This window comes from Streptomyces lincolnensis (assembly GCF_021173675.1).
Classification (GTDB): Bacteria; Actinomycetota; Actinomycetes; order Streptomycetales; family Streptomycetaceae; genus Streptomyces; species Streptomyces lincolnensis_B.
The window spans coordinates 35,021-60,223 of sequence record NZ_JAIHON010000020.1; the positions used below are offsets into that span (position 1 = coordinate 35,021).

Here is a 25,203-nt window from a genome sequence, read left to right on the forward strand (position 1 = left end):
GATCGGTGACGGGAGGCAGAGACGCGGAGCCTCGTCTTCCGGGCGCTCCCGGTGCGCCGTGTGTGCTTCTTTCACGCCCTTCGTGCGCTCCAACTCCCTCTGTCTAAAGGTGCCTTGAGCTTCGTACGTTGACCTGTTCGCCTCACGCGGGGCGGCTCCGGCGCGAGACGGGCCGGGTTCGACAGCCGGTTGGTAAGGGGTGACACGTGGAAGCCATCGCACGGCAGGCCCGTCGGGAGAAAGTGGCCGCTGAGGCACAGCAGTGGGCCGATGCTTTGGTCGACTTCGGCCCCTACAACACGTTGTTGCACTTCAAGGACACCAAAACGGCGTCGCTGGATGTGACCGACGCGGATGGGCAGGCTCTGACCTCGCTCCTGGCCGGACGCAAGACCCGCCTGGCCGCCTTGTTCCCCGCTGCCGCCGACCACGGTCCTGCCTGCACTCGGGCACGGAGCCTGCGCCGCAGGATGGTGGAACTGGACGAGGAGCAGGGCATCGAGGCCGGCCGCCTGGCTCTTGGCCTGCTGCGCGTCGACCCGCCGCCCACGCGCGGCAGCACCCCTGTGCCGGCGCTGCGTGCCCCGTTGCTGCTGCAGCCTCTGGTCATCCAGCCGCGCACGGCGTCCGAGAACGACTTCGTCCTCGAGACGGCGGGCGAGGCGGAGATCAACCCGGTGCTGCTGTACGCGCTCAGCCGCCAGTACGGCATGGACGGCGACACGGAAGCTCTCGCCGACAAGGTGTCCACCGCATTGGAGGAGTGCGCGGACCCGGCCGATCGCATCCCCCGCGCCTACGAGATTCTTGAGGCGGTTCTCGTCCGCAGCAGCCTGACGGCCGAGCTGGAAGAACGCATCGTGGCGGGCGTCTTCAGCTTCGACCGGCTGCCCATGGTCCAGGACTTGCGCAACGCCACCGACTTGCTGGCCGACCACCCGGTCATCGCCGCCCTGGCCGGCGACCGGGAGGCAAACCGTGCTCTGGCCGAGGACACCGGCCCGCGCGCTCCAGCCGGCGCCGACGACATCCCGCCCCGCTCGGAGTACCTCGTTCTCGACGCGGATGCCTCCCAGCAGAAAGCCATCAGCGCCGCGCTGGCCGGCTCCCACCTGGTGATCGAAGGACCGCCGGGCACGGGCAAGAGCCAGACCATCGCCAACCTGATCGCCACCTTCTCGGCCCAGGGCAAACGCGTCCTGTTCGTCGCGGAGAAACGCGCCGCGATCGAAGCCGTCACCGACAGCCTCGCCACCGTGGACCTGGACGGACTGGTCTTCGACCTCCACGGCAACAAACTCAGCCGCCGCCAGATCGCCCAGCAACTCCACGACGCCCTGGAGCGCGCAGGCCAGCAGGCTCCGCCCCGCCCGGCCGACCTGCACACCGGCCTGGCCCACTACCGCGAGGAAACCCTCCGGCACATACAGGAGTTCCACCAGCCGCTTACTCCTTGGCAGGTGAGCCCGCACCAGGCGATCACCCACCTGATGGGCTGCCCGCCCGCCCATCACACCCGTCTGCGTCTGCGCGGCTCCGCACTGCGCCACCTCCACGGCGAGCACCATCGCCAGATAGAGCAGGATCTGCGGACCTTCGTCGCCAAGAAAGGACTGACCATCCGCCGCGGCGAATCCCCCTGGTCCCACACCCAGGCCCGCACCGAGGACGAACTGCGCGCCGTGGTGGCCGGCCTCGACCAGCTCACCGGCACAGCACTGAGCGACACCCGCCGCACCCTTGCCCACCTGGTGGACACCGCAGGCCTGCGCCCGGCCGACGACCTTGAGGGATGGCAGGCCCTGCTCACCCTGCTGCAGGACGTCACCGCGACACTGGCCCGCTTCGAAGCAGCCGTCTTCGCCCCCGGCCTGGACGATCTCATCGCCGCCACCGCGAGCCGCGCCTGGCGCAAGGAGCACGACCGGAACATCAGCTGGTTCAGCCGCCGGAAGCTGATCAAAAAGGCGCGTGGCCTGACCAAGGACGGTCTGCGCGAACGCCATGCGCTGCACGCCGCCCTCCTCCAGGCGGCCGACCAGCACGCCCGCTGGCAGGCGCTGTCCGTGACCGGCAATGCGACCCCCTGGACCGTCCCCGGCCTCAACGGCGCCCTGGCCGCGTTCACGGATCTGCAGAGCCGTCTGGCCGCGATAGCCCTGTGCGTGCGCTGGGACGGCTGGCAGACCGCTCCCGTCGACGACGTCGACAAAACCCTTCAGCGCCTCGACGGCGACCGCGACACCCTGCTGCGCATGCCCGAACTCAACCAGCTCACCGACCGCCTCGAAGCGGCCCAACTCGCAGGCCTCCTCGACGAGCTGGCACACACGGACGCCGACCCCGACACGGCGGTGGCCACCTTCGACTACCTGTGGTGGTCATCAGTGCTGGAGGAGGCGCACCTGCGCTCCACCTACCTGCGCTCCTTCACCCGCCTCGAACACGACCACGTCGTCGAGCAGTTCCGCCGCAACGACCTCATCCACCGTGACAGCAACCCCGCCCGGGTCCGCTACGAGGTCGCCGTCCGGCTCCGCAAGGTCCGCGACGCCCACCCCGACCAGAACACCCTGGTGCGCACCCAGGCCCGCCGCAAGTCCCGGCACCTCCCGCTGCGCAGGCTCGTCGAGAAGGCCCCTGACGTGCTGCTGGCCGCCAAGCCGTGCTGGGCCATGTCGCCCCTCGTCGTCAGCCGTGTCCTGCCGGCCACCCGCCTGTTCGACGTCGTCATCTTCGACGAGGCCAGCCAGGTCCTGCCGCACGACGCGATGACCTCCATCCTGCGCGCACGGCAGGTCATCGTCGCCGGAGACCCCCACCAACTCCCGCCCACCACCTTCTTCCAGCGCGTCCTCAGCGGCACACAAGAGGACACCGACGACGACCTCGACGACGCTGCGCCCCCGGCCGCCTACGAGTCACTGCTGGACCTGCTCTGCAGCCGCCTGCCCCACGTCCACACCCTGAAATGGCACTACCGCAGCCGCGACGAACGCCTGATCGCCTTCTCCAACCACACCATCTACGACGACCGGCTCGTCACCTTCCCCGGCACCACCCTCACCAGCCCCATCCGCCTCGTGGCCGTCGACGGCCACGCCCAGCCCGGCCAGAGCGGCTCCGTCCCCGAGGAAGTCGAACGCGTCGTCGAACTGGCCCTCGACCACGCCACCCACACCCCCCATCTCAGCCTCGGCGTCATCACCATGGGCCAACGCCACGCCGACCGCATCAACCTCGCCTTGCGCCACGCCCTCCAAGACCACCCCGAACTCCAGGAATTCTTCAGCCCCGACGCCGGAGCCCGGCGCCGCTTCTTCACCAAGAACCTCGAACAGGTCCAAGGCGACGAACGCGACGCCATCATCCTCAGCATCGGCTACGGCAAAGCCTCCAACGGCCGGCTCTCCATGTCCTTCGGCCCGCTCAACAACGACGGCGGAGAGCGCCGCCTGAACGTCGCCATCACCCGCGCCCGCCAGTCGATGACCGTCGTCAGCTCCTTCACCCACCACGACTTCGACCCCGGCAAACTCAAAAACACCCGCAACCGCGGCCCCGAACTGCTGCGTGCCTTCCTCGAGTACTGCTCCCACGGAGGAGACCTCCAGCGCACCGGAACCGCACACACCGACTGGAACCTCAACGGCTTCGAACAGCAAGTCCTCGCCACCCTCGAAGCCTCCGACGTCCCCGTCACACCGCAGTGGGGCGTATCCGGCTATCGCATCGACTTCGCCCTCGGCCACCCCGAACGCCCCGGCCAGATGCTCCTCGCCGTCGAAACCGACGGCGAGCGCTACCACAGCGCTCCCAGCGCCCGAGACCGCGACCGCCTGCGCCAGGCACACCTGGAACGACTCGGCTGGCGCTTCCACCGCATCTGGGCCGCCGACTGGTTCACCAACCCGAACACCGAAATCGACCGCCTCCTTGCCGTCTGGCATGAAGCCGTACGACAGGCCGACGAAACCCCCGCCGATCCCGCCCCCACGCCCGCCCCGGCAGAACCCCCGCCTCCAGCGGCGTCCACACGCCGCCCCCGCCCCGCCCTACCCGCAGCGGACCGCATCGGCGACTACTCCGACGCCGACCTGCTGGCTCTGGCGTCCTGGCTGCTGAGTGACGGATTCCAACTCGACCGCGACACCCGCATCAACCAGGCCATCACCGAACTGGGCTTCAAAAAACGCGGCCGCGTCATCGTCCAACGCCTCACCCGCGCCTTCGAACAGGCCCAGCACACCGCAGACAAGGAGACCCCGCAGTGAAACCCCTCGACCCCCTCACCCTCGAACGCGTCGCCCGCCTCATCGTCGACCTCGACGGCCCCTTCGAACGCCGCGGCTATCAGCTCACCCAGCTTCTCCAACGCGCCGGATGGCCCCAGCCCGCCGAGTACGACGGCTCACCCCGCATCCCCTGGCTCACCGACATCCTCACCAGCACCGACGATGTGGCCGCCGTCAGCCGGCTGCTGTGCCGCATCTGCGACCCGCTCGAATACGACGACGGCCTCGCCTCCGCCGACCTCATCCGCCAGACACTCAACACCCACCTCGCCGCCGAACAGCTCACCGTCACCTATGTCTCCGGACGCCCCGTCCTGGGCCAGCCCGGCACCGACGGCCACACCACCGTCTTCACCGTCCCCGACGACCTCGAAGCCCGCATACGCCCCCTCGTCAGCAGCGAAGCCTTCCTCCAGCAGCTCATGGAACGCGTCACCGAAACCCAGATCTGCGAACAGCACGGCGCCTACGGCCTCACCCTCATCGGCATCGGCAGCTTCGCCGAAGCACTGCTCCTGGACGTCCTCACCCACCGCGACCCCACCCTGCTGCAAGGCTTCGTCCTGCCCAACGGCAAGCTCGTGCCTCCCGAACGAACCAGCTTCTCCCTGCTGCTCGACACCGCCCGCACCCGCGGCTGGATCCAGATGGACGCCCACGACTTCATGAAGATCGTCCGCGACTACCGCAACTTCGTCCACCTGCGCCAACAACAAGAACGAGGCGTCACACCCGACCGCGACACCGTCGGCATGTGCTGGGGCCCGGTCCTCGCCGTCCTCAACGACCTCGAGACCAGTCGCTAGCGCTTCGGCTGCGTCATGTGCACCGCTATGCGTCGAGCGATCAGGCGAATGCGGCGACCCCGGCGCGCCCCTCAGGGACTGCTGGCCTCCTGTTTGCGGCGCCGGCGCAGTTCGCGTTGGGCCTGGGCGCGGGCGCATTCGCGGGAGCAGTACTTCACTCCGGTGGTGCGGTGCTGGCGGTATGCGGCGCGGCCGCGTTGGCGGACGAAGGCGCGGCCGCATCTTTCGTTGGCGCAGTGGTGGACGGTGGCGCCTTCGACGAGGTGGTTGTACAGCTGCAGGAACGCCACGGAGTAGACGGTGGGGTAGCGGTCGGAGAGATCACCGATGCCGATGCTGAAGCGGCCCAGGGCCCGGTTCAACACCTCCTGTAGCGAGGTGAGTTCGGCGTCGATGAGAAGCTCCTGCAGCTCCTGGAGCGACTGCGGCCACAGCGGTTTGTGGTCCTGGGTCTGTGAGCGGAGATCGGCCAGGGTCTCCTCGGTGACATGGGGCCGGACGAGTTCTTCGAGGCCGCCCTCGCGCTGGCAGGCAAGCCACGTCGTGATCGCGGCCTGCGCGGTCCGCACGTAGACGGCCACCAGATCGCGGTGCACGCCGAACGGGTAGGGCTGCTGCTCGCTGTCGGCTTCGGGGATGTCCTGCACCTCGAAGTACACGTCCTCGTTATCGAAGGACAGATCGTCGCGGTCGCCGCCGAAGAGGGGGCCGTAGGCCTCCATCATCCGGGCCGCGCCCTCGAGGTCGTCGGCCGGCAGTTCCATCAGCTCGCGCAGGTAGAAGTCCTCGGGCAGCTCCACGGCCGGGCGGTCCTCGAAGGGAGCGGGAGTCCACAGGATCCAGTCGCCCTTGACACGCACGTTCTTGATGCGCCGCGTCAGGGGCGGGACCGGGATGGTGGATCCGGGCCACAGCGTGGGACGAAAACGTGGGTCAACGTACTCCGTCATGACGGCATGATAGCCGCTACATTGGTAATACGAAACAGTGGCACTTCGTACTACGCGAAGAGGGGCCGCGGACGAGGAGGCGCAGCAGTGGCCGACTGGCTGGCACGAAAGACCATCGGAGACCAGCACGAACACACCGTCAAAACCGCGCTCGAAGCACGCGGCTGGACCGTCCACCCCTGCGGACAGGGCACCTACCCGGCCCCCATCCAGCAAGCCCTGCGCCACACGCCCTCGGCACTGCGCTACTTCCCCGACCTCATCGCAGCCCGCGGCAGCGAACTCGTCACCATAGACGCCAAAGCGCGCATGCCCAGCACCACCTCCCGCAACTACGCCATCTCCCACAAGTGCGCCCTGGCAGGTGTGCAGTTCATGGGCGTCCATGTGCCCGTGCCGCTGTACTACGTCCTGGGCGACCTCCGTGTCCTGACACCCGCGGAGGTCCTCTACAACAGCTTCCACACCCTCCACCCCACCAGCGGTGCTTACCACCTGGTCAGCAGCCAGCGGGCCTTACCCTTCGACGACGTCTTCGGGGCCGGCACCACGTACGAGCGCGCTGCTTGACCCCGACGGGCACCCGTAGAACGCTCTTCCTGGAATCGAGCATCCGGGCCCGGAGTCCGCGCTGGCATTACAGTGGCCAACGGGCGACAACCCGTTCGACTCTGCTCTTCTTCCACCGCTACGGGGCGCAGGTCTGATGGAGCTCACCATCCTGCCATGTGATCAGGAGCAGGATAGTGGCAAGGAGTTGGCCAGGAGAGGAGGGCCTGTGGACGTGGGGGAGCGGTGGGCGTACCGGGTGGCGCCACACCACGGACCCGTCGCAGAAGTCGAGGTCCTGAAGATGGGTACGCAACGCCCGGTGCGGGTCAAAGTCCGCTTCGTCGCCGAGGAAGCGGAAGGCCGACAGGAGTGGGTGCCGCCGGCCCGGCTGCGTGTCGCCTGGCAGGACAAGGACGCGTGGCTGGCCCGCGAGCAGCAGTGGAGCGAACTGACGAAAGACAGCCCGGACGACGAGGACCCTGCCTTCCGGGCGGTCGTCATCCTCTTCGACGAGCACCTGTGGGAGGGGCTGGTGTCCTTCGGTGTCAACTACCGTGACCGAGGCCTGCTGTACGTCGACGATGTCCCCGCGCTGACCGCGCTCCTCGACGTGCCCGAAAGCTTCTTCTGCAGCGACCCACGGACCTTCACCGACACCGACGGCGTGCTGACCGCGCCCTGGCCCACCACCGTGGAGGTGGCTCGGCTCCTGGCCCGCACCCGGGCCGACTACCTCATGACCGTCGTAGACAAACACGAACGCCAGGCACGCCAAGACGCGATCTACGGCCACTACTACCCCGGCCGCGGCAAGAGCCCGGGCACCCACATCAGCCCCGAGATCTGCGCAGAGGTCGACCGCAGCTCCTAACCCGCCTACGACCTGCTGCGCCAGTGGTGCGGCGCGGCCGTGGTCGAAAGCTTCGAAGAACTTAAGGCCCTGCGGGACGAAGTCTTCCGCATCGGCCAGCTCGTGGAGCAGGCCATTGGCTGCCTCCGCCAGGCCGGCCAGGCCAAGACGGCCGACCGCCTCGAGCGGGAACTCGGCATCCCCCTCGAGACCCTGCGCCACGCCGAACGCGACGACTGACACCCGACCGACCGGGCACCAAAGACAGGAAGATCCGTGGCCCGCACCAACCTCAACGAGCGCCAACTCGACGTCCTGCGCCGCATCTGCCACGGCGAGACACCCGTCACCTCCGACGACTCTAGCCTCGCTGCGACCGTCTACGCCCTGCGCAATCGAGGCCTGGTCACCACGCCCCGAGCCGACGGCCGCTGGAGCGCAGCACCCACCGAGGCCGGTCTTGAGCACCTCGCTCACACCGACGCCACGCCCGCCCCACGCCCGAGCGCCTCTGCCCCGTCAACGGCACCTGAGGCGGCCGAACTGATCAGCAGACTCCAACAAGCCGGCGGCACCCTGCGCATTACCAACCCCACCCCGGGCGAGCGGGCCCGCTGGCGCCGCGCCCTGCACTCCGCACGCGCAGACCACCTGGTCCCCGACGGCCACCATCTCCAGCACACCGGACGCGACAAAGGCGACCTGGTCATCACCCTGCGCCCCGGGCCACCACTACGAGGCTCCACACCCCCACCCGAGACCGTCCCCGTCCCCGCCAACCTGCCCGCAGAACGCCTGCACCCCGCAGCCGCCACAGCACTCATCCCGGCCTGCCCCGACTGCCAGCCCCGCGCCCGCCGCATCCTCCACGCCCTGTGCCACGCAGCCGAAGCCAAGAACTACACGGTCAGCAACCCAGAGTCCGGTACAGCAGCCAGCTTGGTGATCACCACTGGCGACAGTTCCTTCCCTCTCTCCTTCCACGAAGGCGCCTACGAGGTCCCCGACCCCAGCGGGGTGAAGTACGCCTGGCAACGCGTGACCGCACGCACCACACGTCCATCCCACCAACTCGAGCTCAGCCTCGAGTACACCTACGCCCATCGAGGCCGGCGCTCGCATTGGGGAGACCGGCAACGCTGGCGACTGGAAGACAAACTCCCCGCCCTGCTGCGAGAGATCGCCCACCGCGCGCACACAGAGTACGAACGACGGCAGGCCCAGCAGCGCAAGGAGGAAGAGACACGCCAACGCTGGCTGACCGCGATGCAGCAGGCTCGCACCTCTCTGCTGGAATGCCACCGGCAACAGGCCCTGCGCACGCAGGTGCAGGCATGGCAGGAAGCCACCGCCATCCGCGCCTACTGCGAAGCACTCGAAGACCACCACGCCACGCCGCACGTGGCCGAAGCAACCGCTGCCTGGACCGCGTGGGCCCGGGCCTATGCAGACCGTATTGATCCGGTAATCCAGAACCCAGGATTACCGGACCCCCCCAGCGATCACACCAGGAGACCTGCGCCCGTACCTGCGTGGCTGGAGCCCGTACGAGCCCAAACGGGCATGACAGTCCCCCCTCCTGAGCTTGCCTGGCATAGCGTGGCCAGTCGAGCTGCTTATCGCTTTTGGCCGTGGTCCGGCGGAGGCACAGACGTACTGAGCGGCGGACGTGACCCGCCATCGGCTGCAGAAGCGGCTAGGCCGAAGAGGGGTGTTGTGTGATCAGGGCGCGGGCGAGGACGCTTGCGACTTCCTGGGCTCCGGCTGCCAGGGCGGCCAGGCTGACGGACTCGTCGGGTTCGGTGCGCAATGCGGGGAGGGAACGGCCGAAGCCAGCCATCTGAACACTTTGTCGTGCTTGGTGCGGGTTGAAGGTTTCGACGGTGGTTCGTGCGGGGTTTGACACACCGGCGGCTACGACGATCCTCTCTTGCCGGATGATGTCCAGTGCGCCGGTGAGTTTCAGCATGCTGGCGATCTGCCGAGGCAGTGCCTCGGGATCTAGGACGGAACCCATGCTGTCCCCGGGGAGGGTGGCTCGCGTGGAGATCTGGCCCGCTTTGAACAGGCGCACCTCCACGAGCTGCCCCGGGTGTGGTGCGTTCCATTGCTGGGGCTGGCCGGGAGGAGCGCTGGTGGGAATGGTGACGGCTGCATACTCCTGGGATCGGGTGGTGCTGAGGGCAGCGTCGTTGCGGACTGTTCCTGTTCGGCGGATCCGCTCCGCCAGGGATGTGGTGAACTCTGCCAGTTCCCGGGCCGAGTAGCCGGCGAAGGACACTGGCGCGACGTGCAACTCGAGCCGCGGGGTGGGATCGCTGGTTCCGGAAGGTGTGTCTTCGTCGAGGCTCCAGTGCAGGGCAGGGGGCGCCGTCAGCTTGGCATAGGCGAGAGGCGACGGGCCGGACTCCAGTTCCTTGATTTTCGCGACGATCTTCCTTTGAAGTTCCGCGGTGGTGCGGAAGTCGTCACGGAAAACGCCAGTGGCATACGCCTCCACAGTTCGTGTGAACTCGTGCTGATCCGGCTCGAACGTCACGCCTAGCTTGCGGTAGACCAGGCGGGGCATACCTGTCACTTGAGCTGCCACCCACTCGTCGTGCGTGGCCGACTGCCCGGTCTCGGGGAAGGTGTGGCCATAGTTCGGGCCCAGGAGGAAGAGACAGACGTCCGCGGAGTGCAGTGCCCTCAGGCAGACTTCCCGGCTGGGCGTGGACTGTGCGGTGAAGTCCTCGAACTGCACCGGGGTGTGACCGAGTGCGCTGATCAGCCCGGGGAGGGCGTCGCGCTCCTCTTCCAGGCCTTTGCGGACGCTGCTGATAAAGATTCTCACGCTACGGTGTCTCCACTGCTTAGGATTCGTTTCCGGGGCGAACCGGTCGTCGGTGAGCTTGGTTAGGGGATGCGGGGAGCTCTTCATGGCCGAGGTCTCGGAAGAGGCGATTCGCGCCTACTGGAAGGAGCATCGGGAGCAACTGCGGCAGTGCGAGACCCAGCGCTCCACGTTGACCAACCTCCTGCTTGTCATTACGGCTGCCTTGAGCGCGTTGGTCGTTCAGCAAGAATTTACGCTGAACATGATGCCTTTGTGTCTCTTCGTTACGTTGACCGGAGCGTATGGGGCAGTGGCGGTATCCAAGTATTTCGAGCGGGCCTCTTATCACCTGTCCCAGGCACGGGCGTTGACCAGGGAGTTGGTGGAGCGGGGCGTGCTGGGGTCGGACGAGAAGCTGGTGGAGGCACGCGAGGAGCACTACCGCAGATTCCCCCGGCTGTACCGCATCCGGCTTCATCGCCTGTGGGTGGTCCTGCACCTGGCCATAGCTCTGTACGGGCTCTCCCTCTTCGTCGTGTGCGTGGTCGTGGCCTGACACCATGAGCAGGTGCTCTTTGCTAGGCGGCCTCAAGCCTTTGGTGCCCGGCGGCGTCGCAGCCGTCGCAGGAGGCGCTGCAGGTGTCCCGCGCCGGTGGGGTCATGATGGTTGGGGCGGCCTGGCTGATGCTGGCGGGCGCGAGCGGCCTGGACCTGGGCGGGTGTCCACTGGCGGGCCCAGCGGACGGTGCCCTCGTGGATCCAGTAGTGAGAGCGGCAGGGATAGCTCCAGTTCCCGATGGAAGGGGCGAGGCTGACGGTGGCGCCGTTGAAGGTCAGACGCCAGTCGTCCGGGCTGAGCGGGGTGACGATCTTGCTGCCGCAACCGCAGCAGCACAGGTGGGCCACGGTCGTGAACGTCAGTGACACGTAGAGCACACCGGGCTGCAGCTGTTCGGGGATGTACTCGACGAAGCGGTGATCGAGCCGAGCCTGTTTCACGGCGTGTCCTCGCCCGTCAGCACGTTGCCGTCGATCTGGTAGACGCTGTGCATCTCCTCCTCCAGATCGAGGTAGAAGCCGTAGAGCTTCTTCCACTTGATCACGGCTAGGCAGGCGTTGAATGCGTTGAGCTCGGCGATTTGGATGTTGCTGCCGTAGTCGTTGGGGACCTCCCCGGCAGTCATGGGGATGCGCTGGTGCTCGTGCACGTGCCGGCGACGTTCGGGGGTACTGGTGGTGACCCGCAGCAGCCCGGACAGGTGCCTGTCCGCCTCGTACACGCCCATGCCGACATCGATGAACGGCACCCGGCACTGCTCGAGCTTCTCGACGATCAGTCGGCGGGCCGTGTTGTCGTCCACGGACAGGAAGACGAAGTCCGCGGTGCACACATCCTCGACGTTCGTGGCGTCCACGTATACGGGATGGGCCACGACACCGTCGCGCATCTGTGCGTAGACGAACGCGAAGTACTCCGCCTTGGGCGGGGCTTCTGCGAGGTCCTCGCGGGTGGCCGCGCCGGGGGAGCGGAAGGCGTTGTGCTGCAGGAATTTGTCGCCGTCGTAGAGGTGGATCTCACGCACGGGGCTTTTGGCGACCAGGTCCAGGATGTAGCTGCCGGTCCCGCCCAGACCCACGATGGCGATGCGCAGGTCCTCGAATCGTCGGGTGAGGCCGCCGATGCCGGCCCGGCTGGTTGCCGTGTCCTCGTAATGGAAGACGGAACGTCCCTCAGTACCGAGGTCGGCGTCGGCGAAGACCGTGGCTGTGGCCGCGGGGTCAAGCCGCTGCGCCTGGGAGACCAGGATGGCGGCGTACGTGGTCATCTTCTCGTGATAGTCCCGGTATCCGGCAGCCGGCTTGTGGGAGAACGTGTAGTTGATGTCGACGTTCGCCCCCGGGGTCTGCGGCCCCCTGCTGTTGATGAGGGCCTCGAGCGGCCGGCCCTCGTGATCGCACGGTTCGGCACCGCTGAACATGGCCACGTGGGTTTCCGGAGTCACCGTCGCATCTCCGGCGAGGGACAGCTGAGAAACGAGCGTCCCGTAGCGCACGGTGCGCTGGGCATCCACGTACGGCACGTGGTGCATCAGCAGCAGGCCGGAGCGGATCTCGATGTGATAGCCCTCCTCCTGAAGCTGCCTCAGGTCGGGGCTATGACTTGTCAGTCGCGGTGACATTGAACACGGTCCCGTTCTTGATCCTGACGCTGTGGCCCGCTGTGAGCGTGCCCTGGGCTGGCATCTGGTGAGCGTGACGGAAGCTGACGGTGATGAGGACGGTGGGGCCTGTAGGAACCGGGTCGAAGGCGAGCTGGGCCACCTCCTCGAAAGAGAGGGTGTCCGTGTGTACGACCTTCTCCTGTGCGTTGACGATGATCTTGTACGTGCGGTGATGCCCGGAGGTCTTCGGGTCTTCGGGACGACTCATGAGCCGACTCCTCCCAATTCGTTTTCATTGAACACAGTGAAAGCGTAGCACGGCTACTTCGGTTGGATCACGACACGCCCTCGCGCGTGCCTCCTTGTATGTCGTGCCGCTGGCATCCTGGTGAGCCGTGTTACTCGAACTCGCCGGGCGTCACCCGCTCCTACGGAACAGCCCCACCACACGCACCGCCTGTGGTCGGCTCGTCCTCGACGCCCGTCGCCTTATGTTCGCCAGCCCTCTTGATCTGGCCGCTGCGGCTGCCAGCGCGCACCTCCATGCTGACGACGGCACCCCCACCGCCTTGGTCCTGCCCCGCTCGCCGGACGTCACCTCCTACCTGCAGCGCATGGACCTGATCACCGCGCTGCCTGACGGAGCGCACATAGAAGGCGACCTCCCCGACGAGATCCGTAAAGACCAGTCTCTGAACCTCCTGGAGGTCACCCATCTACGGCCGGACACGGTCGGCCAAATCAGCGAGCGACTCGGTCGCCTGACTCTCCATCACCTCGGCCCCCGCGACGGACGCCGGGTCTGCCAGGGCATCGGTGAACTGATCGACAACGCCATTGATCACGGCGCCAGCACTTGCGGAGCTTTCATCGCCGCGCAGGCCTACAGCGGCAAGACGACCGGCTACCGGCGCCTTGAGATAGCCGTCTGCGACACGGGCATCGGAGTCCTCGACCATCTCCGGCGCAATCCGGAGCACCGCCTCCTCAGCAGCAGCGCCGCGGCCCTCGAGCGGGCCCTGCAGCGAGGCGCCAGCGGAACCGAGGATAAGCGCGGTAACGGCCTCCCCGACCTGCTGACCAGCAGCGGTGCCACCGCCGCCACCAGGCTGGTGCTGCGTAGCGGCGACGGTCTTCTGCGCGCCGGACGCCACAGGGGCAAGGGTGCATCAGTCACCCACACCTTCCCTACGCCCATGGTCGTACGAGGTACATGGTCCTGGCTGAGAGTCTCATATCGCACCAAGCCAACCTGTGCTTCAATGAATTAAATGAAACCGAGGAAACGAACGTTGCTCACCTACACCGTCAAGGAGCACGGCGCGTTTCTCTTTGCCCGGACCGTAGGCGCAGACGCGCGCAGGTCTCTAGAAGAGCAAGTCGCAGCCAACGCCCCCGTCGCTCTGCTGACCATTGACTTCGGCGGCGTAGAAGCTATGACCAACAGCTTCGTCGACGAGTTTCTCGGCAGGGTCTACCTCTCCCTGGCCGCTGGAGACCTCTCCACCAGCACAGTGCAGCTGACAGGCCTGAACGAAGAGACCCGAGACGGCGTCACCGTCTGCCTTGAGCGCCGCAAGCAGATCGCCGTCGACGGCGACACCAACGAGCTGCTCGGCGACACTGCCCTCCTCTCTGACACATGGGCTGCAGCACGTCGCCTAGGAAACTTCAGAGCAGCGCAACTTGCCGACGAGCTCACCATCTCCCTTCCCAACGCCAACAACCGACTCAAAAAGCTCGTCGAAGCCGGGGCTCTGTACCGAGAGCGCGGCACAGGGCCTGAGCGGGGCGGAAAAGAGTTCACCTACTGCCTGGCTAGTGGCGCATAGGCACGCTGACGTCGCAAGACATCAGATACCCGTATGACTGAGGGCTCGCCGGCTGGCGGTGGGGTCGTCCGCTCATCGATTGATCGCTTTACCTCCGGCGAGAGCTGCGGTCCGCTTTACTCGACGCATGTGACAAATCTGCCAACGATCACTAGGTGGAGGATGCGCTGACATGCGCATCTAGTGATCGTTTCAGGACCTCTTGCTGTGGTGGGGCGTGGGCCTGACCTGGTGTTTCTTGTGGCAGTCGGGATGCAGGCAGGCTCTGAGATGCGGGCTTAGTGATCATTTCGGAAGGTGGTGATCGGCTCAGGATTTTTACCTGTCTGCGCGGCCTGGGCGGCTAAGTTTGTGCTGGTCAAGGTTGGTCTAGCGTGTCTCGTGCCGGGTGACCTTGCGTAGGTCAGATCGACCTTGCGGCTGATGCCTTACAGGTCAGTTGGATCTTGCATCCGGCATCGACTTGTACGACGCGGCTGCTGTGGCCCTGGGCACGGTCGCTGATGGTGCAAGGGTGAGTTCATGAGTTCGGGAGCCAAGCAGCACTACGTGCCCGCCGCGCTGATCGGTGGCTTCGGAGAGACTGCTGATCACAAGCGCCCTCGGGACGCGGTCGTGTGCTGGCGGCGACGCGGGTGGGGCGTGGCCCGGGAGACGAAGGCCGAGGCGATTGGCTGGCACTGGGGGATGTACCGGCTGGAAAACCCCGCGCACGGCCTCGACCCGGATGTCGTCGACGCGGTGTGGGACGTGATCGAGCCGGGGATTTCGGGCGCAGTGCGCCGATTCGAGAGCGGCACGGACACAGCGGGGGAGCGAGAGTGGCTGGTGGCGTACGCCTCCATGGCCGGAGTGCGCCACCCGGACTTCAAGTTCGCGATCAACCGGTGGCTCGCCGAGTGGGGGAAGCCCGGCGTCCGTGGTGATGACGTGCATCGAGTGCGGCTCGAGGCACTCGGAAATGGTCTGGTGCCGATGAGCAACTGGCGCTGGCGCATCCTGCACAGCCCGCCCGAAGCCCCGCGCTTCACACTCAACGACCGCGCCTGGAGCTACCTCCCGCAGCTGCGTCGTCAGGCACGCGGGCGGCGCGCCCTGTATTTGCCGCTCAACTCCCGGGTCGCCGCGGTGGCTTGGCTGGGTGAGAGCACCGGAGGGTTCGACCACCAGGTGCTGCGCCCGAACTGGGTCCGCTGGCTGAACACCGTGACGTGGACCACCGCGCCGACGTTCGCCGTCGGGCACCGGGACGAAGCTGCGGCCCTGGGTGCTGAGCGGACCCTGGGCGAGGTGGAGAAGGCGATCACACTGCGCAACGGCTCCTTCCAAGGCGTCACCGGCAAGTATCTCTTCGATGAGGTCTGAACGGGTGAGAGGCTTTGTCACGCCGATCCATGGGGCTCTTCTGTGCGCTCGCCGCAGACCGGGCGGGTTCGAGACGTTGTGGAACGGCTCCGGCTGCTGTCGACCAGATGGAGGGCCGGGCCGGTGCCGGACGGAAAACCCTGCCCGGATGTCAGTGGCGGTGGCGACACTTGATCCATGACGCTTGACCGTGCTGTTTCGGCACCGCCGCTGCTGATCCCTTCCGGATCGGCGATCAACCCGATGGTGCTGGACCGGCGGATACTGCTGCCGGTCCTGGACACCAACGCGCTGCTGACTCACGCCTGCTGGCTGGTCCAGAACGGGTACCAGCACGACAAGGTGACAGCGCTGGCCGGTACCGGTCGTGCGACTCCGTACATTGCGGCACACGTTCCCGGCGAGATCGAAGAGCACCTGCCCCGGCTGGCAGTTGACTACCAGGTGGCAGAACGCGACGTACGCCGTCTCCTCGGGGCTCAGATCCTCCCTGCCCTGCGCGTGGTCGATCTGGAGATTCGCGATCACCTGTCCCCGCAGACCCGGCGCATCCTGCACGTCGACCCGGACTTGCCGAAGAGGTACCAGGGCGACCCGGACGACGCACCCACCATGGCACTCGCGGAGTTTCTGGGGCCGTGTGTCATCCTCACCGAGGACAGCGTCTTCTCCCGTTTTGGGTTCGCCGTCATCGAGTGGATCCCTGTCGTCCAGAGCGTGATGCGCATGGCCGGCCTGGAGGCCACCGCCGCGAACGCGCTGGTGGTTCTCGACTGGGCCCTGCGGCTGTTCGGCGGGGGTGTTCACCGCCTGGCGGTCCTCGCGCGACGCAACCCGCTGGCCGCGACGGTCGTGGTGGGAGGGCTGCTGTGGTGGTGCTACACGAGCGGCTGGCTGGTCCGGGACAACTGGCGGCGGCGCCTGTCGCGGCTGGGGGACGTGGCGAAGCCGCTGCTGGAGTTGGCCGAAGCCGGGATGACCGAGCATCAGACGCTCAGTGATTCGCTTGTGGTGGTGGAGCCTCCGGCCTATCCCACCACCGAGCAGGTCGCGGCCCGCTACCTCGCGCGGTGCGGCCAGCCCGTGACACCCGGCGAACTGCGTGACGCACTCGCCCGGCGTGGGCACATGGTCTCCGCCGCGCAGCTGAGGCGGAACATGACGTCTCACGCCGCGTTCGTCCGCGCCCCGGGTGACCTGTGGACGGTCGGACGCCCCGTACAGAGGTAGCCGGTCCGCGTCAGGTGGCGGCGCCAGGAAGGCCTGCCCGCTGTAATGGTTGGGGACAGGCATGTGTGGCAGCGCCCCAACTGACTGTGCGCGCCGGGCAACCGCAGTGAACCCGTACGGACCAGGCGTGGTCGGGCTCCACGGCTGCGTTCCACGGTGTCGCCCGGACGATCGCATCATGTCAACACGCCGTCCGGCGCGTGGACTTGCCCGGGCGGGGCCGGCGACGGTCTTGACCGGGCAGCCTGCGCTGGTAGAGGCAGCGGAAATCGCCGGTGTACCGCACGTCAGAACAGGTCGCGGACGGGGTCGTGTGTGCCGAAGGCGCGGGCGCTGGCGTCCTCGATGAGGCTGCAGAAGGCTTCTTCGTGATCTTCCAGAGTGCCGGGAGGATGGTTGTTGTCTCTGTTCCAGCGGGGCAGGCCTGAGCCGTCGATGGCGGGCCGGGGGATCGGGGTGAGCCAGTAGTCGCTGGTGATGACGCGGGCGGTGCCGTCGTCGCGGTCATGTGTGAGGGCCTGAGGGCAGTCTTCGCTGCTGTCTCCCGCGCCAAGCAGCACGGTGGGGGACTGCAGCGCGTCGGCGATCGAGCGGACCTTGTCCACCTCGCCCTCGGTCAGCTGGCGGCCGTGCCGTTTCACCTCGGCGGGAATGATGGTGCCGTCCGCCATGAGCAGGGCGATGTCGGCCTCGCCGATCTGCTGCTTCCCGCGGTAGAACTCGACTCCGGGGTGCGCGCCCACCAGGTAGCCGGGCCGGTTCCCCAGGGCCGCGATCAGCCAGCGCATGATCAAGGCGTGGTAGACGGAATCGTCGTCGATGGACCGTCGCAGGGGCTCGGCCAGGCGGTATCGGAACGTCAGCGACGTCAGGGCGAACGGGTCCACCATGGTGCGGCCGCATCGTGGGCAGCCGGCGTTGCCGGTCTGCTCCACCGGGCGCAGGACTTTGAAGCCGCAGTGATCACAGATGAGCTGGACGACACGCAGGACGAGGCGCCGCTGCAGTGCCCACCGCAGCCAGGCTTCCGCGACCGAGCGTTTCCCGCCCAGCGCTTTGCTGAGGGAGCTGAGATCGAATGCGCCCGAGGTCTCGGCGTCATGACTGACGTTGATGTCCGCGAGCAGTTCGGAGAATTGCGACATCGCGGCGTCGGGGTCTTCCTGAGCTGCGGCTACCTGCCTGGCCAGACGATCCGCCCGCGCTTTGAACCAGCTCATGGATGTGCTTGCCGCAGTGGAGTACAGCAGTGAGAGCAGACCACGATGAGTCAGCCAGCGTACGTCGTGCGCGCCGCCGGCGAGTTCGGCCAGCGCGACGGCGTGCTGTCCGGGGACGGATTCCCTTACTGTCAGGCCGTGTTCACGCGCGGCCGCTTCCAGCAGGGTCCACGTCTGCGGCCACCGCACTTCGGCAACGCCCGTCGCTGACGCCCTGACGATCGCTCCGCCTCCGCCGTACTCCGGGTACCTCGACCAGCGCCCACCGCGTAGCGGAACCAGCGAAGGCAGCGGCTGCCGGTCGACCTCGACCGTGACACGGACCGACTGGTCCGTGTCCACCAGAGCCAGTACCTCCCGGTCGTCCTCGGTCAGTGTCGGCGCCAGCGCGCGGCCGGCGGCGAAGGTCAGCGGCATGCTGGAACTCCGGGCCAGGGGCGCGGGAGTGGGGACCAGTACATCGGAAGGGCTGAGGGCGTAAACCGGACGGTGAGGCAGAGCACGCCCTACAACCTCAAGGTCCTCGTTCGGCAACGTGGTCGAGGTGAGCACCATCATGGGCGCGGCGCCGGTCACCCAGAACGGCTGACGAGCGACGGCTTCGATCCTTGCTTGCACTTCGGCGATGTCCAGCTCCCCAGCGGGAGTACGTGGCACCGGCAGGCCGATCGGCACGATGTGGGACCAGCCGTGCAGGGCGCGCAGGTTCCACAACAGGGCGGCGTCCGCGACGCTTCGGTGCTCGCAGAGGACGTAGACGTTGCGGCCCAGATCGCGTGCTGCAGCACCGGCTTCCTGCAGCCAGTCGTCAACACCGTTGGTGCCCACCCGCACGGGGCGGGGTGTCAGGGACATCCGGCTCAGTCCCACAGGTGTGACCTGTCGGCACCGTGCCAGCAGGTCATCTACCCCCAAGTTTTCGGGTGTCTGCCGCTCAAGGGTCAAGACATCGGAGAACTGCAGATCATCGCGGGCTCTTGAGTACGCCAACAGGTCCTCGTCAGGCCGGTGCGGCAAGCGCCCCAGCATGACGCTGTACACCAGCTCCCAGGGATCGCCCGCCGGTGTGCCGGTCACGGTCACCGTACGGAGATTCCCGGCGTCCCGCGCTCCGGCAATCATGAGAACCGGTATCTCTTCACCCCGTCCCGTCGGCAGCCGCATCGCCTCACCCAGTTCGCGGCATCGCTGCTGCCAGGCCTGTGACTCGGTATCAGGGACGACGACCGTCAGGTAGTCGAGCTCGCTGCGCAGCAACAACGTCCGGTACAAGTCGTTGACGCTGCCGTCGGCAGCCACCGGAACAATGAGGTCGCCGACCCCACCCCACACCTGGCAGGCACGCTCGATCACCCGCAGCACGCCTGCGTAGTCGTCGTCGCGAACCAGATAGGCACGTCTGAAGGGACGCACATGGCGGCGTGCCAGGACCGTTCCCTCCGTGGCAATCCGGCTCAGAACATTGCGCATGCCGAGATCCCCCTTGCCGCCAACTCCCGCGCCCGCGACAGTCGGCCCGAGCCGTCCGCAGCTTCCTCAACAGATCATCCCGCGCCCGCGACCGTCGTGATGCCGGGATGGGGCAGAAGCCGGTGCGCGGACCGCCATGCGTGAGGGCTGGAACAGTCCGTGGGCCGACGGTGACCGCCGCGACAGCGCGCTTGAGCAGGGGCATGCACGACGTGGAGACGCCGCTGCTCGTGGACATGCACGGCCAGAGCCGCCTACGTGGCTCGGTGGATTGGTTTGTGCTGGTCAGCGATTCAGCGCACCTTCGGTGGGCGCCGGGCGGCCCGGCTGCGCTGTGCGCTGACGGATCCGGTGGGCTGGCTGATCGGGCGGGGGCTGTCGCGCCAGGCCGACTGCGGGTGTCTGCGGTGAGACGAAGTCCTGCGGATGGATACCGGCGGCCCCTGCGGGACCTGCGGCTCCCTGGTTGCCGATCGGTGCGGCCTGCGCCTCATGTGGCCGCGAAGGGAGATACGGCCCCGCCTCACGCTATGGCGGAAGGGCCGCGGGTGGCGTACGGGCAGCAGCTTCGTGAGACGGTCTGCGAGCAACTGGTGCACGAACAGGCCCGGAAAGAGGGTGCCGTCTTCGAGCGCGAACAGCGTCGGGAGGCCCTCGCGTGGCCCGCGCCGAAGCCGAGGCAGCTGGGCAGGCCTGGCGCACGGCCGTGCTCTGGCTGCGGCAAGCAGGATGCGGCCGGGGGGGTGAGGCTTATGCGAACCTCAGCGCAGTCGAGGACCTGATCGTCGAGTCGGCGCTGACAGCGGCCGCTGCGCAGGCGGACGTCAACGATCGCGCCGACATCGATGGCGTCCTGGCGCACGGGAGTCGACCATCCGCACCGAGCTGGACCAGCTGTTGGCCGACGCGGCCGCGGAGTACTGGTGTTCCGCCCTGTCGGCGCTGATCCGCAGCGAACCGGCCGAGGCGGAGGCCCGGTTGGCGTACGGGGCGAAGATGCGCTCATCGGTGCACCGTCGACAACTCGTGCCGCGGTCGAGGAAGCCGCCGCCGAGGTCGCCCAGCAGGCCTGTGAGCGCACCGCGTCCACTCGTACGGCCGCGGTGCGCGCCGGGAAGTATGCCGACGTCGCCGTACCGGCCGTCGGCGGTGAGCCGGACCCGTGCGCGGCGGGTGCTGCCCGGGCGCGTGCTGCGATGCGCGGCCATGAGGGCCTTTGAGAGGCGGGTTTCGGTGGAGCGGGCGCCGCGGAAGCGCGGCGATGGCCCGTACTGCCTGTCGACGGCATGGTTCCCGGTCACTAGATTTAGAACGAAAGTTCGAACATTGAGGTGAGTGTAGCAGTCGGCAACCGCAGCAATACCGAGCAACGGGCCCCGGTACTTGCCGGATGCGGGCATCGTTGGGCAGCACGCCGCGCTTGTCCCTGGTGACGGTGTGAAGACGCGCATGGCAGGAGGAAACCGGTGAGTGATCGCAGCGCCATCGAGTGGACTGAGGCGACGTGGAACCCGACGACCGGGTGCGATCGTGTGTCGGCCGGCTGCGACAACTGCTACGCGCTCACCCTGGCGAAACGCCTCAAGGCGATGGGGTCGGCGAAGTACCAGAGGGATGGCGATCCGCGGACCTCCGGGCCGGGGTTCGGCCTGACCGTGCATCCGGATGCTCTCCAGATCCCTTACGGCTGGAAGAGTCCGCGGACGGTGTTCGTCAACTCGATGTCGGACCTGTTCCACGCTCGCGTACCGCTGGACTTCGTTCGCCAGGTTTTTGAGGTGATCGCCGACACGCCGCAGCACACCTATCAGGTGCTGACCAAGCGGGCGCGGCGGCTACGGCAGGTCGCTGACCGGCTTGAGTGGCCGGCGAACCTGTGGATGGGGGTGTCGGTGGAGGGCGAGAAGGAACTCGCTCGCGTCGACGACCTGCGCCAGGTGCCGGCTGCGGTGCGGTTCCTGTCGTGCGAACCGCTGCTGGGGCCGCTGAAAAGCCTGGACGTTTCCGGCATCGACTGGGTGATCGCCGGCGGGGAGTCCGGCCCGCGCTTCAGGCCGCTGGAGCCGGAGTGGGTGACCGGTATCCGCGACGTCTGCCAGGAGGCCGATGTGCCGTTCTTCTTCAAGCAGTGGGGCGGTCGGACCCCGAAGGCGGGAGGGCGTCTGCTGGAGGGACAGCAGTGGGACCAGCTTCCGCTGGCCGCGGCGGTCAGTTCAGGCTGATGCGGCTCTTGCGGGTGAGCTTGCCACTGCTCAGCACCCTCACGACGCCGTCGTTGCGCAGCTCCTGGACAGCGGCGAGCGCATGCTTGGGCAGCCAGCGGGAGGTCTCGGTCAGCAGCCACTGACCGATGTCCTCTACCGTCGCGACTCCCTGGGACAGACGTTGGTGGACCAGTTCCAGCAGCTCGGGGTCGACCACGTCCGCGCCGGCGAACAGCGTGGACTGTCCGGGGAGGACCCCGCCGCGAGTGCGGGGGTCCTTGAAGCTCATGCCATCGCTGACGTCGACCTTCCACATGGCCTCTTTCATCGCCTCCAGGCCCTTGGGGTGGCCGGTGCCGAAGACGAGGTACAGAGGCTGGCCGGTGCGGGGCACGAGCCGGAACTGCAACTGGGAGCGGAACCCCGCCCGGCGCAGCGCGTCACGGTAGGTCGATAGCCACACACGCCACCGCTCGTCGGGCCGGAGTTCTGCATCAGCGGGCGACCAGAACTCGCGGCCGCCGAAGACCATGTCGAGGAGCTCCGGGTTGAACTCCTCACTGGCCATCTGCCGCCCCTGCTCGCGGCTGAACCAGTTGGGGCCGAAGGTGGTGATGACCTCGCTGGAGGGGTTGTGGGCAATGCGGCGCATGAGAGACAACGGCACGTTGATGTTGCCCCAGCTGTCAAAGATCCCCAGGACCGGGTGGCCCCAGGCGTCCAGCTTGGTCAGCAGTTCGCCGCTGTCCTGTCCGGCTTCGCCGTGATGCACTTCGACGTGTACGGGCAGGTCCTCCAACGGCCCGAAGCAGCGGACGAGCTCTGCACACAGATGCTCGTAACGTGGCCGCTCCTTCTCGATGAAGATCAGACGGACACGCTGCCGGCTGAGGTTCATGCGGTCGACCGCACTGTGATTCAGCAGCTTTCTCAGGATGAAGATGGGCGAGCCCTCTTCTCCGCCCAGGTAGCGGCCAGGGCCGGCGAAGGCGTCCAGCAGTGTGACGCGAGGACGGGAGTATCCGGTGCGGGCGGAAGTCTGCAGAAAGATCGGCCACCAGGCGTCCAGGTACTGCTTGTACAACCGGTGCTTCGCCTCGGTCGCTGGCTCCAGCTTCCACAAGACGCCCATTCCGACCCCCTGCACGCGTTGTCCCCCACGCAGTCGGCAGCTTGACCGACCAGACCCTGATCACCGATGGTGAGTGCATACGCTCTGCGGGTAAAGACCGCGTACCAGCCGCACCCGTGAGCAGTGGTGCTGGGGTCAGTTCAGCGGGGAAGGGGCAGTGATGCCCAGGACCTTCCAGTCCTGAGCGCCGGTGTCGCGTTCTACCCGCAGGCCTCCCCGGCGCAGGGCGTCGACCAATCCGCGTTCCAGAGCGTCGATGGCGCCACACAGGTGCTCCGCCCTGCCGTCGCTGCCCTGTGTCTCCGCGATGTCGAACAGCTTGTCGCTGACATTCCAGCTGACGGTGACATGGTCGGCCGGCTCTCCCGGCTTCCACACCTCTTCACGCCCCAGCGCCACACCCGGCATGCTGTGGCGTTCGGCCACCGGCAGGTGCAGAAGGGAGCAGACCAGTCTGATCCTCTCCACCAGTTCGGTCGGCAGGTCCATCTCTTTGGGCGTGAAGCCCGGCCAGTCCTCGGTGTCGCTGTCATCGGCCACGGCGTACAGCCTCCCCGACCAGCCCGCCGTCGCGCTACGGCATCACCATGTCTTTCAACTGCTGGGTGCTTCGGCGAACTCTTCTCGCCGTTCATCGGTCTGTTGGCGCACAGGACGAACACCTTGTGCCGGCGACCCGGAGCCAGCCCCGGCACCCGCGCGTCACGTTCGTTCCGCCGATGGCGCCACCCACCGGTGCGGCCTCACTCCTCACCTGAGCAGGTGATCACAGTAGGTCGTCCTCGGGCCTGTCCATGAGTGCGCGTTCCGCGTCGGTGAGGGGCTCGCCCAGGTCGGGCATCGTGAAGAGACAGTTGTTGCCGTTCAGGGGCCCAGACTGCTTCGAGCCGGGAGCGGAAGGCAGTGTCGCCGTAGCGGGTCGGGACGGAGCCCACGGACGGCCCGGGGCTGTCGGGAGGGGGTACCCGACCGGGTTCCTGTCCTGGACATGCGGGTGTGCCGGTCACGTCAGATGTCCGGCCCAACTGGACAGCGGGCCCCGCCGGGGCGGACGGCGCGTAGCGGGGGCCTCTGGCGCCCGGCAGCCACGGGCAGGAGTGCCGGCCGGGCCGGCGCCGCGGGCCTGCGGTTTGTTTCAGGGGCCGAGTTGGGCTGTCGCGGCTTTGATCTCTTTCTCGGTGATGTTCTCGCTGCCGCTGCGGATCGCGAGGACGGCGGCGGTGGAGATGACGTAGGTGAGGGCCTTGAAGTAGCCGCCGGTGAGCTGGTGCAGTGTGACGGCGTGTTTGCTCAGGGCGTTCTCCTCCAGCCGGAACAGGCTCAGGTCGGCCTCGAAGCTCGCCAGGACGCGCCGGAAGGTCTCGTCGTCCTCGGTGTCCAGGGGCAGGGGGTGCAGCCAGGTCACCGGCAGCAGGGCGGTGGGGGAGGGCGAGACGGGTTCGGCCGGCCGCCCCGCCTGTTCGAGCCGTACCTGGTTCTCCTCGCTGACCCGGGTCAGCTCTCCGGCCAGGATGCGGGCCTGGTGCAGGCGGTGGCTGGCTCCGGTGCCGCAGAAGACGATGGAGATGCCCAGCTTGTCGCGCAGGTAGTCGAAGTAGGGCAGCACGTTCGCCAGGTGCTGCGGCGAGGCACGGTTGATGTCGTCGATGAGCAGCAGACGGGTCTGCGCGGTCTCCAGGACGTAGTTGACCGGCAGGGTCACGTCCTGGTGCCTGCGCATCTCCAGGACTTCCACGAGGCTCTTCGGTTCGGGGTTGAGACCCAGGTAGGAGCCGATCTCCCAGAGCCAGTTCACCCTGGGCTCAGGGTCTGCGGGGGTGGTGATGTGCACGACCGGGATCGTGTTCTGGCGTCTGCCGCCCATGGCGGCTTCGATCTCCCTCTGGGCGGTGCGTCCAATCGCCCGCAGCAGGCAGGTCTTGCCGGTGCCCGCGGGGCCGTCGATGACATGATCCATCAGCCCGTCACGGCGCCCGCTGTTGGCGTGGACTGCCTCGACGACCATTTCCTGCATGTGGGTCATCGCGTCGGTGGGCACCATCCGCAGATGCCGGTGGTAGGCGATGGCCTGTTCGTCCGTCTTCCTGTCCTCGGCCGGACTGCTGCCCGCCGGCAGTGCGGGCGGCTCCACTTCCTCGTCGACGAAGTAGGTCCAGCCCGTGAGTTGGAACAGCGGCAGAGGACGCATCGGGGTGTCCTTCAGCTGCTGACGCAGACGGGCTTCGCGTTTGTCGCGCAGTTCGATGGATGCCTTCATCACGCTTCTCTCTCGTCACGGTCCTGCACTGCACCGGCACACCGGCTCCGGACCGCAAAAACC

General features: G+C 67.3%; 22 protein-coding genes. 12 read left to right on the forward strand and 10 right to left on the reverse strand.

The window, feature by feature from the left end; translation table 11 throughout:
- Positions 1–206: 206 nt before the first annotated feature.
- Positions 207–4,274: an AAA domain-containing protein gene (locus K4B79_RS42025; protein ID WP_232032714.1), complete on the forward strand. Its 4,068-nt coding sequence runs from the start codon at positions 207–209 to the stop codon at positions 4,272–4,274.
- Positions 4,271–5,101, forward strand: coding sequence for a hypothetical protein (locus K4B79_RS42030; RefSeq protein ID WP_232032715.1), 831 nt, complete (start codon positions 4,271–4,273; stop codon positions 5,099–5,101). Before K4B79_RS42025 ends, K4B79_RS42030 begins: the two co-directional genes overlap by 4 nt.
- A gap of 71 nt (positions 5,102–5,172) precedes the next feature.
- On the opposite strand, the gene K4B79_RS42035 is transcribed toward K4B79_RS42030, so the two are convergent.
- On the reverse strand, positions 5,173–6,051 hold the full coding sequence (locus K4B79_RS42035) for a hypothetical protein (RefSeq protein WP_232032716.1): 879 nt from the start codon (positions 6,049–6,051) through the stop codon (positions 5,173–5,175).
- Between the two features lie 87 nt (positions 6,052–6,138).
- On the opposite strand from K4B79_RS42035, the gene K4B79_RS42040 reads away from it, so the two are divergent.
- The 4 genes from K4B79_RS42040 (at position 6,139) to K4B79_RS42055 (ending at position 9,175) form a co-directional block, all read left to right on the forward strand.
- The gene (locus K4B79_RS42040) at positions 6,139–6,621 is read left to right on the forward strand and encodes a hypothetical protein (protein WP_232032717.1); all 483 of its coding nucleotides are present in this window, start codon (positions 6,139–6,141) and stop codon (positions 6,619–6,621) included.
- 283 nt (positions 6,622–6,904) lie between these two features.
- Positions 6,905–7,474, forward strand: coding sequence for a hypothetical protein (locus tag K4B79_RS42045; RefSeq protein ID WP_232032718.1), 570 nt, complete (start codon positions 6,905–6,907; stop codon positions 7,472–7,474).
- Positions 7,475–7,513: 39 nt separating this feature from the next.
- Positions 7,514–7,693: a hypothetical protein gene (locus K4B79_RS42050; RefSeq protein ID WP_232032719.1), complete on the forward strand. Its 180-nt coding sequence runs from the start codon at positions 7,514–7,516 to the stop codon at positions 7,691–7,693.
- A gap of 36 nt (positions 7,694–7,729) precedes the next feature.
- Entirely contained in the window at positions 7,730–9,175 is a 1,446-nt protein-coding gene (locus K4B79_RS42055; protein ID WP_232032720.1) for a hypothetical protein, read from the forward strand.
- On the opposite strand, the gene K4B79_RS42060 is transcribed toward K4B79_RS42055, so the two are convergent.
- Positions 9,150–10,286, reverse strand: coding sequence for a DUF4062 domain-containing protein (locus K4B79_RS42060; protein WP_232032721.1), 1,137 nt, complete (start codon positions 10,284–10,286; stop codon positions 9,150–9,152). The two genes, K4B79_RS42055 and K4B79_RS42060, sit on opposite strands and share 26 nt — an antisense overlap.
- Before the next feature lie 85 nt (positions 10,287–10,371).
- Between K4B79_RS42060 and K4B79_RS42065 the strand changes: the two genes are divergently transcribed.
- Positions 10,372–10,824: a hypothetical protein gene (locus K4B79_RS42065; RefSeq protein ID WP_232032722.1), complete on the forward strand. Its 453-nt coding sequence runs from the start codon at positions 10,372–10,374 to the stop codon at positions 10,822–10,824.
- A 32-nt stretch (positions 10,825–10,856) separates the two neighbouring features.
- Here K4B79_RS42065 and K4B79_RS42070 read toward each other — a convergent pair whose 3' ends face one another.
- Genes K4B79_RS42070 through K4B79_RS42080 form a run of 3 tightly spaced genes read right to left on the reverse strand, consistent with a single transcriptional unit; the run spans position 10,857 to position 12,698 of the window.
- The gene (locus K4B79_RS42070; protein WP_232032723.1) at positions 10,857–11,267 is read right to left on the reverse strand and encodes a DUF6527 family protein; all 411 of its coding nucleotides are present in this window, start codon (positions 11,265–11,267) and stop codon (positions 10,857–10,859) included.
- Entirely contained in the window at positions 11,264–12,448 is a 1,185-nt protein-coding gene (locus K4B79_RS42075; protein WP_232032724.1) for a ThiF family adenylyltransferase, read from the reverse strand. Before K4B79_RS42075 ends, K4B79_RS42070 begins: the two co-directional genes overlap by 4 nt.
- Complete coding sequence (locus K4B79_RS42080; protein ID WP_232032725.1) at positions 12,423–12,698, reverse strand: multiubiquitin domain-containing protein; 276 nt, start codon at positions 12,696–12,698, stop codon at positions 12,423–12,425. Before K4B79_RS42080 ends, K4B79_RS42075 begins: the two co-directional genes overlap by 26 nt.
- A gap of 223 nt (positions 12,699–12,921) precedes the next feature.
- Here K4B79_RS42080 and K4B79_RS42085 point away from each other — a divergent pair, with 223 nt between their 5' ends.
- The 4 genes from K4B79_RS42085 (at position 12,922) to K4B79_RS42100 (ending at position 16,857) form a co-directional block, all read left to right on the forward strand.
- Positions 12,922–13,701 carry an ATP-binding protein gene (locus tag K4B79_RS42085; protein WP_232032726.1) on the forward strand — a complete coding sequence of 260 codons (780 nt, stop codon included), beginning with the start codon at positions 12,922–12,924 and terminating at the stop codon, positions 13,699–13,701.
- Between the two features lie 21 nt (positions 13,702–13,722).
- A complete protein-coding gene (locus K4B79_RS42090; RefSeq protein ID WP_232032727.1) occupies positions 13,723–14,262 on the forward strand; it encodes a hypothetical protein in 540 nt (179 codons plus the stop codon).
- 522 nt (positions 14,263–14,784) lie between these two features.
- A complete protein-coding gene (locus K4B79_RS42095; RefSeq protein ID WP_232032728.1) occupies positions 14,785–15,627 on the forward strand; it encodes a hypothetical protein in 843 nt (280 codons plus the stop codon).
- 177 nt (positions 15,628–15,804) lie between these two features.
- On the forward strand, positions 15,805–16,857 hold the full coding sequence (locus tag K4B79_RS42100) for a PIN domain-containing protein (RefSeq protein ID WP_232032729.1): 1,053 nt from the start codon (positions 15,805–15,807) through the stop codon (positions 16,855–16,857).
- A gap of 287 nt (positions 16,858–17,144) precedes the next feature.
- On the opposite strand, the gene K4B79_RS42105 is transcribed toward K4B79_RS42100, so the two are convergent.
- Both K4B79_RS42105 and K4B79_RS42110 read right to left on the reverse strand, forming a co-directional pair.
- A complete protein-coding gene (locus K4B79_RS42105; protein WP_232032730.1) occupies positions 17,145–19,547 on the reverse strand; it encodes a hypothetical protein in 2,403 nt (800 codons plus the stop codon).
- Between the two features lie 824 nt (positions 19,548–20,371).
- Positions 20,372–20,755: a hypothetical protein gene (locus tag K4B79_RS42110; protein ID WP_232032731.1), complete on the reverse strand. Its 384-nt coding sequence runs from the start codon at positions 20,753–20,755 to the stop codon at positions 20,372–20,374.
- Between the two features lie 258 nt (positions 20,756–21,013).
- Here K4B79_RS42110 and K4B79_RS42115 point away from each other — a divergent pair, with 258 nt between their 5' ends.
- Positions 21,014–21,769, forward strand: a complete 756-nt coding sequence (locus tag K4B79_RS42115; protein WP_232032732.1) for a DUF5131 family protein — start codon at positions 21,014–21,016, stop codon at positions 21,767–21,769.
- Here K4B79_RS42115 and K4B79_RS42120 read toward each other — a convergent pair.
- From K4B79_RS42120 to K4B79_RS42130, 3 genes are all read right to left on the reverse strand, one after another.
- Entirely contained in the window at positions 21,756–22,883 is a 1,128-nt protein-coding gene (locus K4B79_RS42120) for a three-Cys-motif partner protein TcmP (protein ID WP_232032733.1), read from the reverse strand. The genes K4B79_RS42115 and K4B79_RS42120 overlap by 14 nt on opposite strands.
- 135 nt (positions 22,884–23,018) lie before the next feature.
- Positions 23,019–23,423 (reverse strand): hypothetical protein, encoded by a 405-nt coding sequence (locus tag K4B79_RS42125; RefSeq protein WP_232032734.1) that lies wholly within the window; start codon positions 23,421–23,423, stop codon positions 23,019–23,021.
- A gap of 595 nt (positions 23,424–24,018) precedes the next feature.
- On the reverse strand, positions 24,019–25,140 hold the full coding sequence (locus tag K4B79_RS42130; RefSeq protein WP_232032735.1) for an ATP-binding protein: 1,122 nt from the start codon (positions 25,138–25,140) through the stop codon (positions 24,019–24,021).
- Between the last annotated feature and the right edge of the window lie 63 nt (positions 25,141–25,203).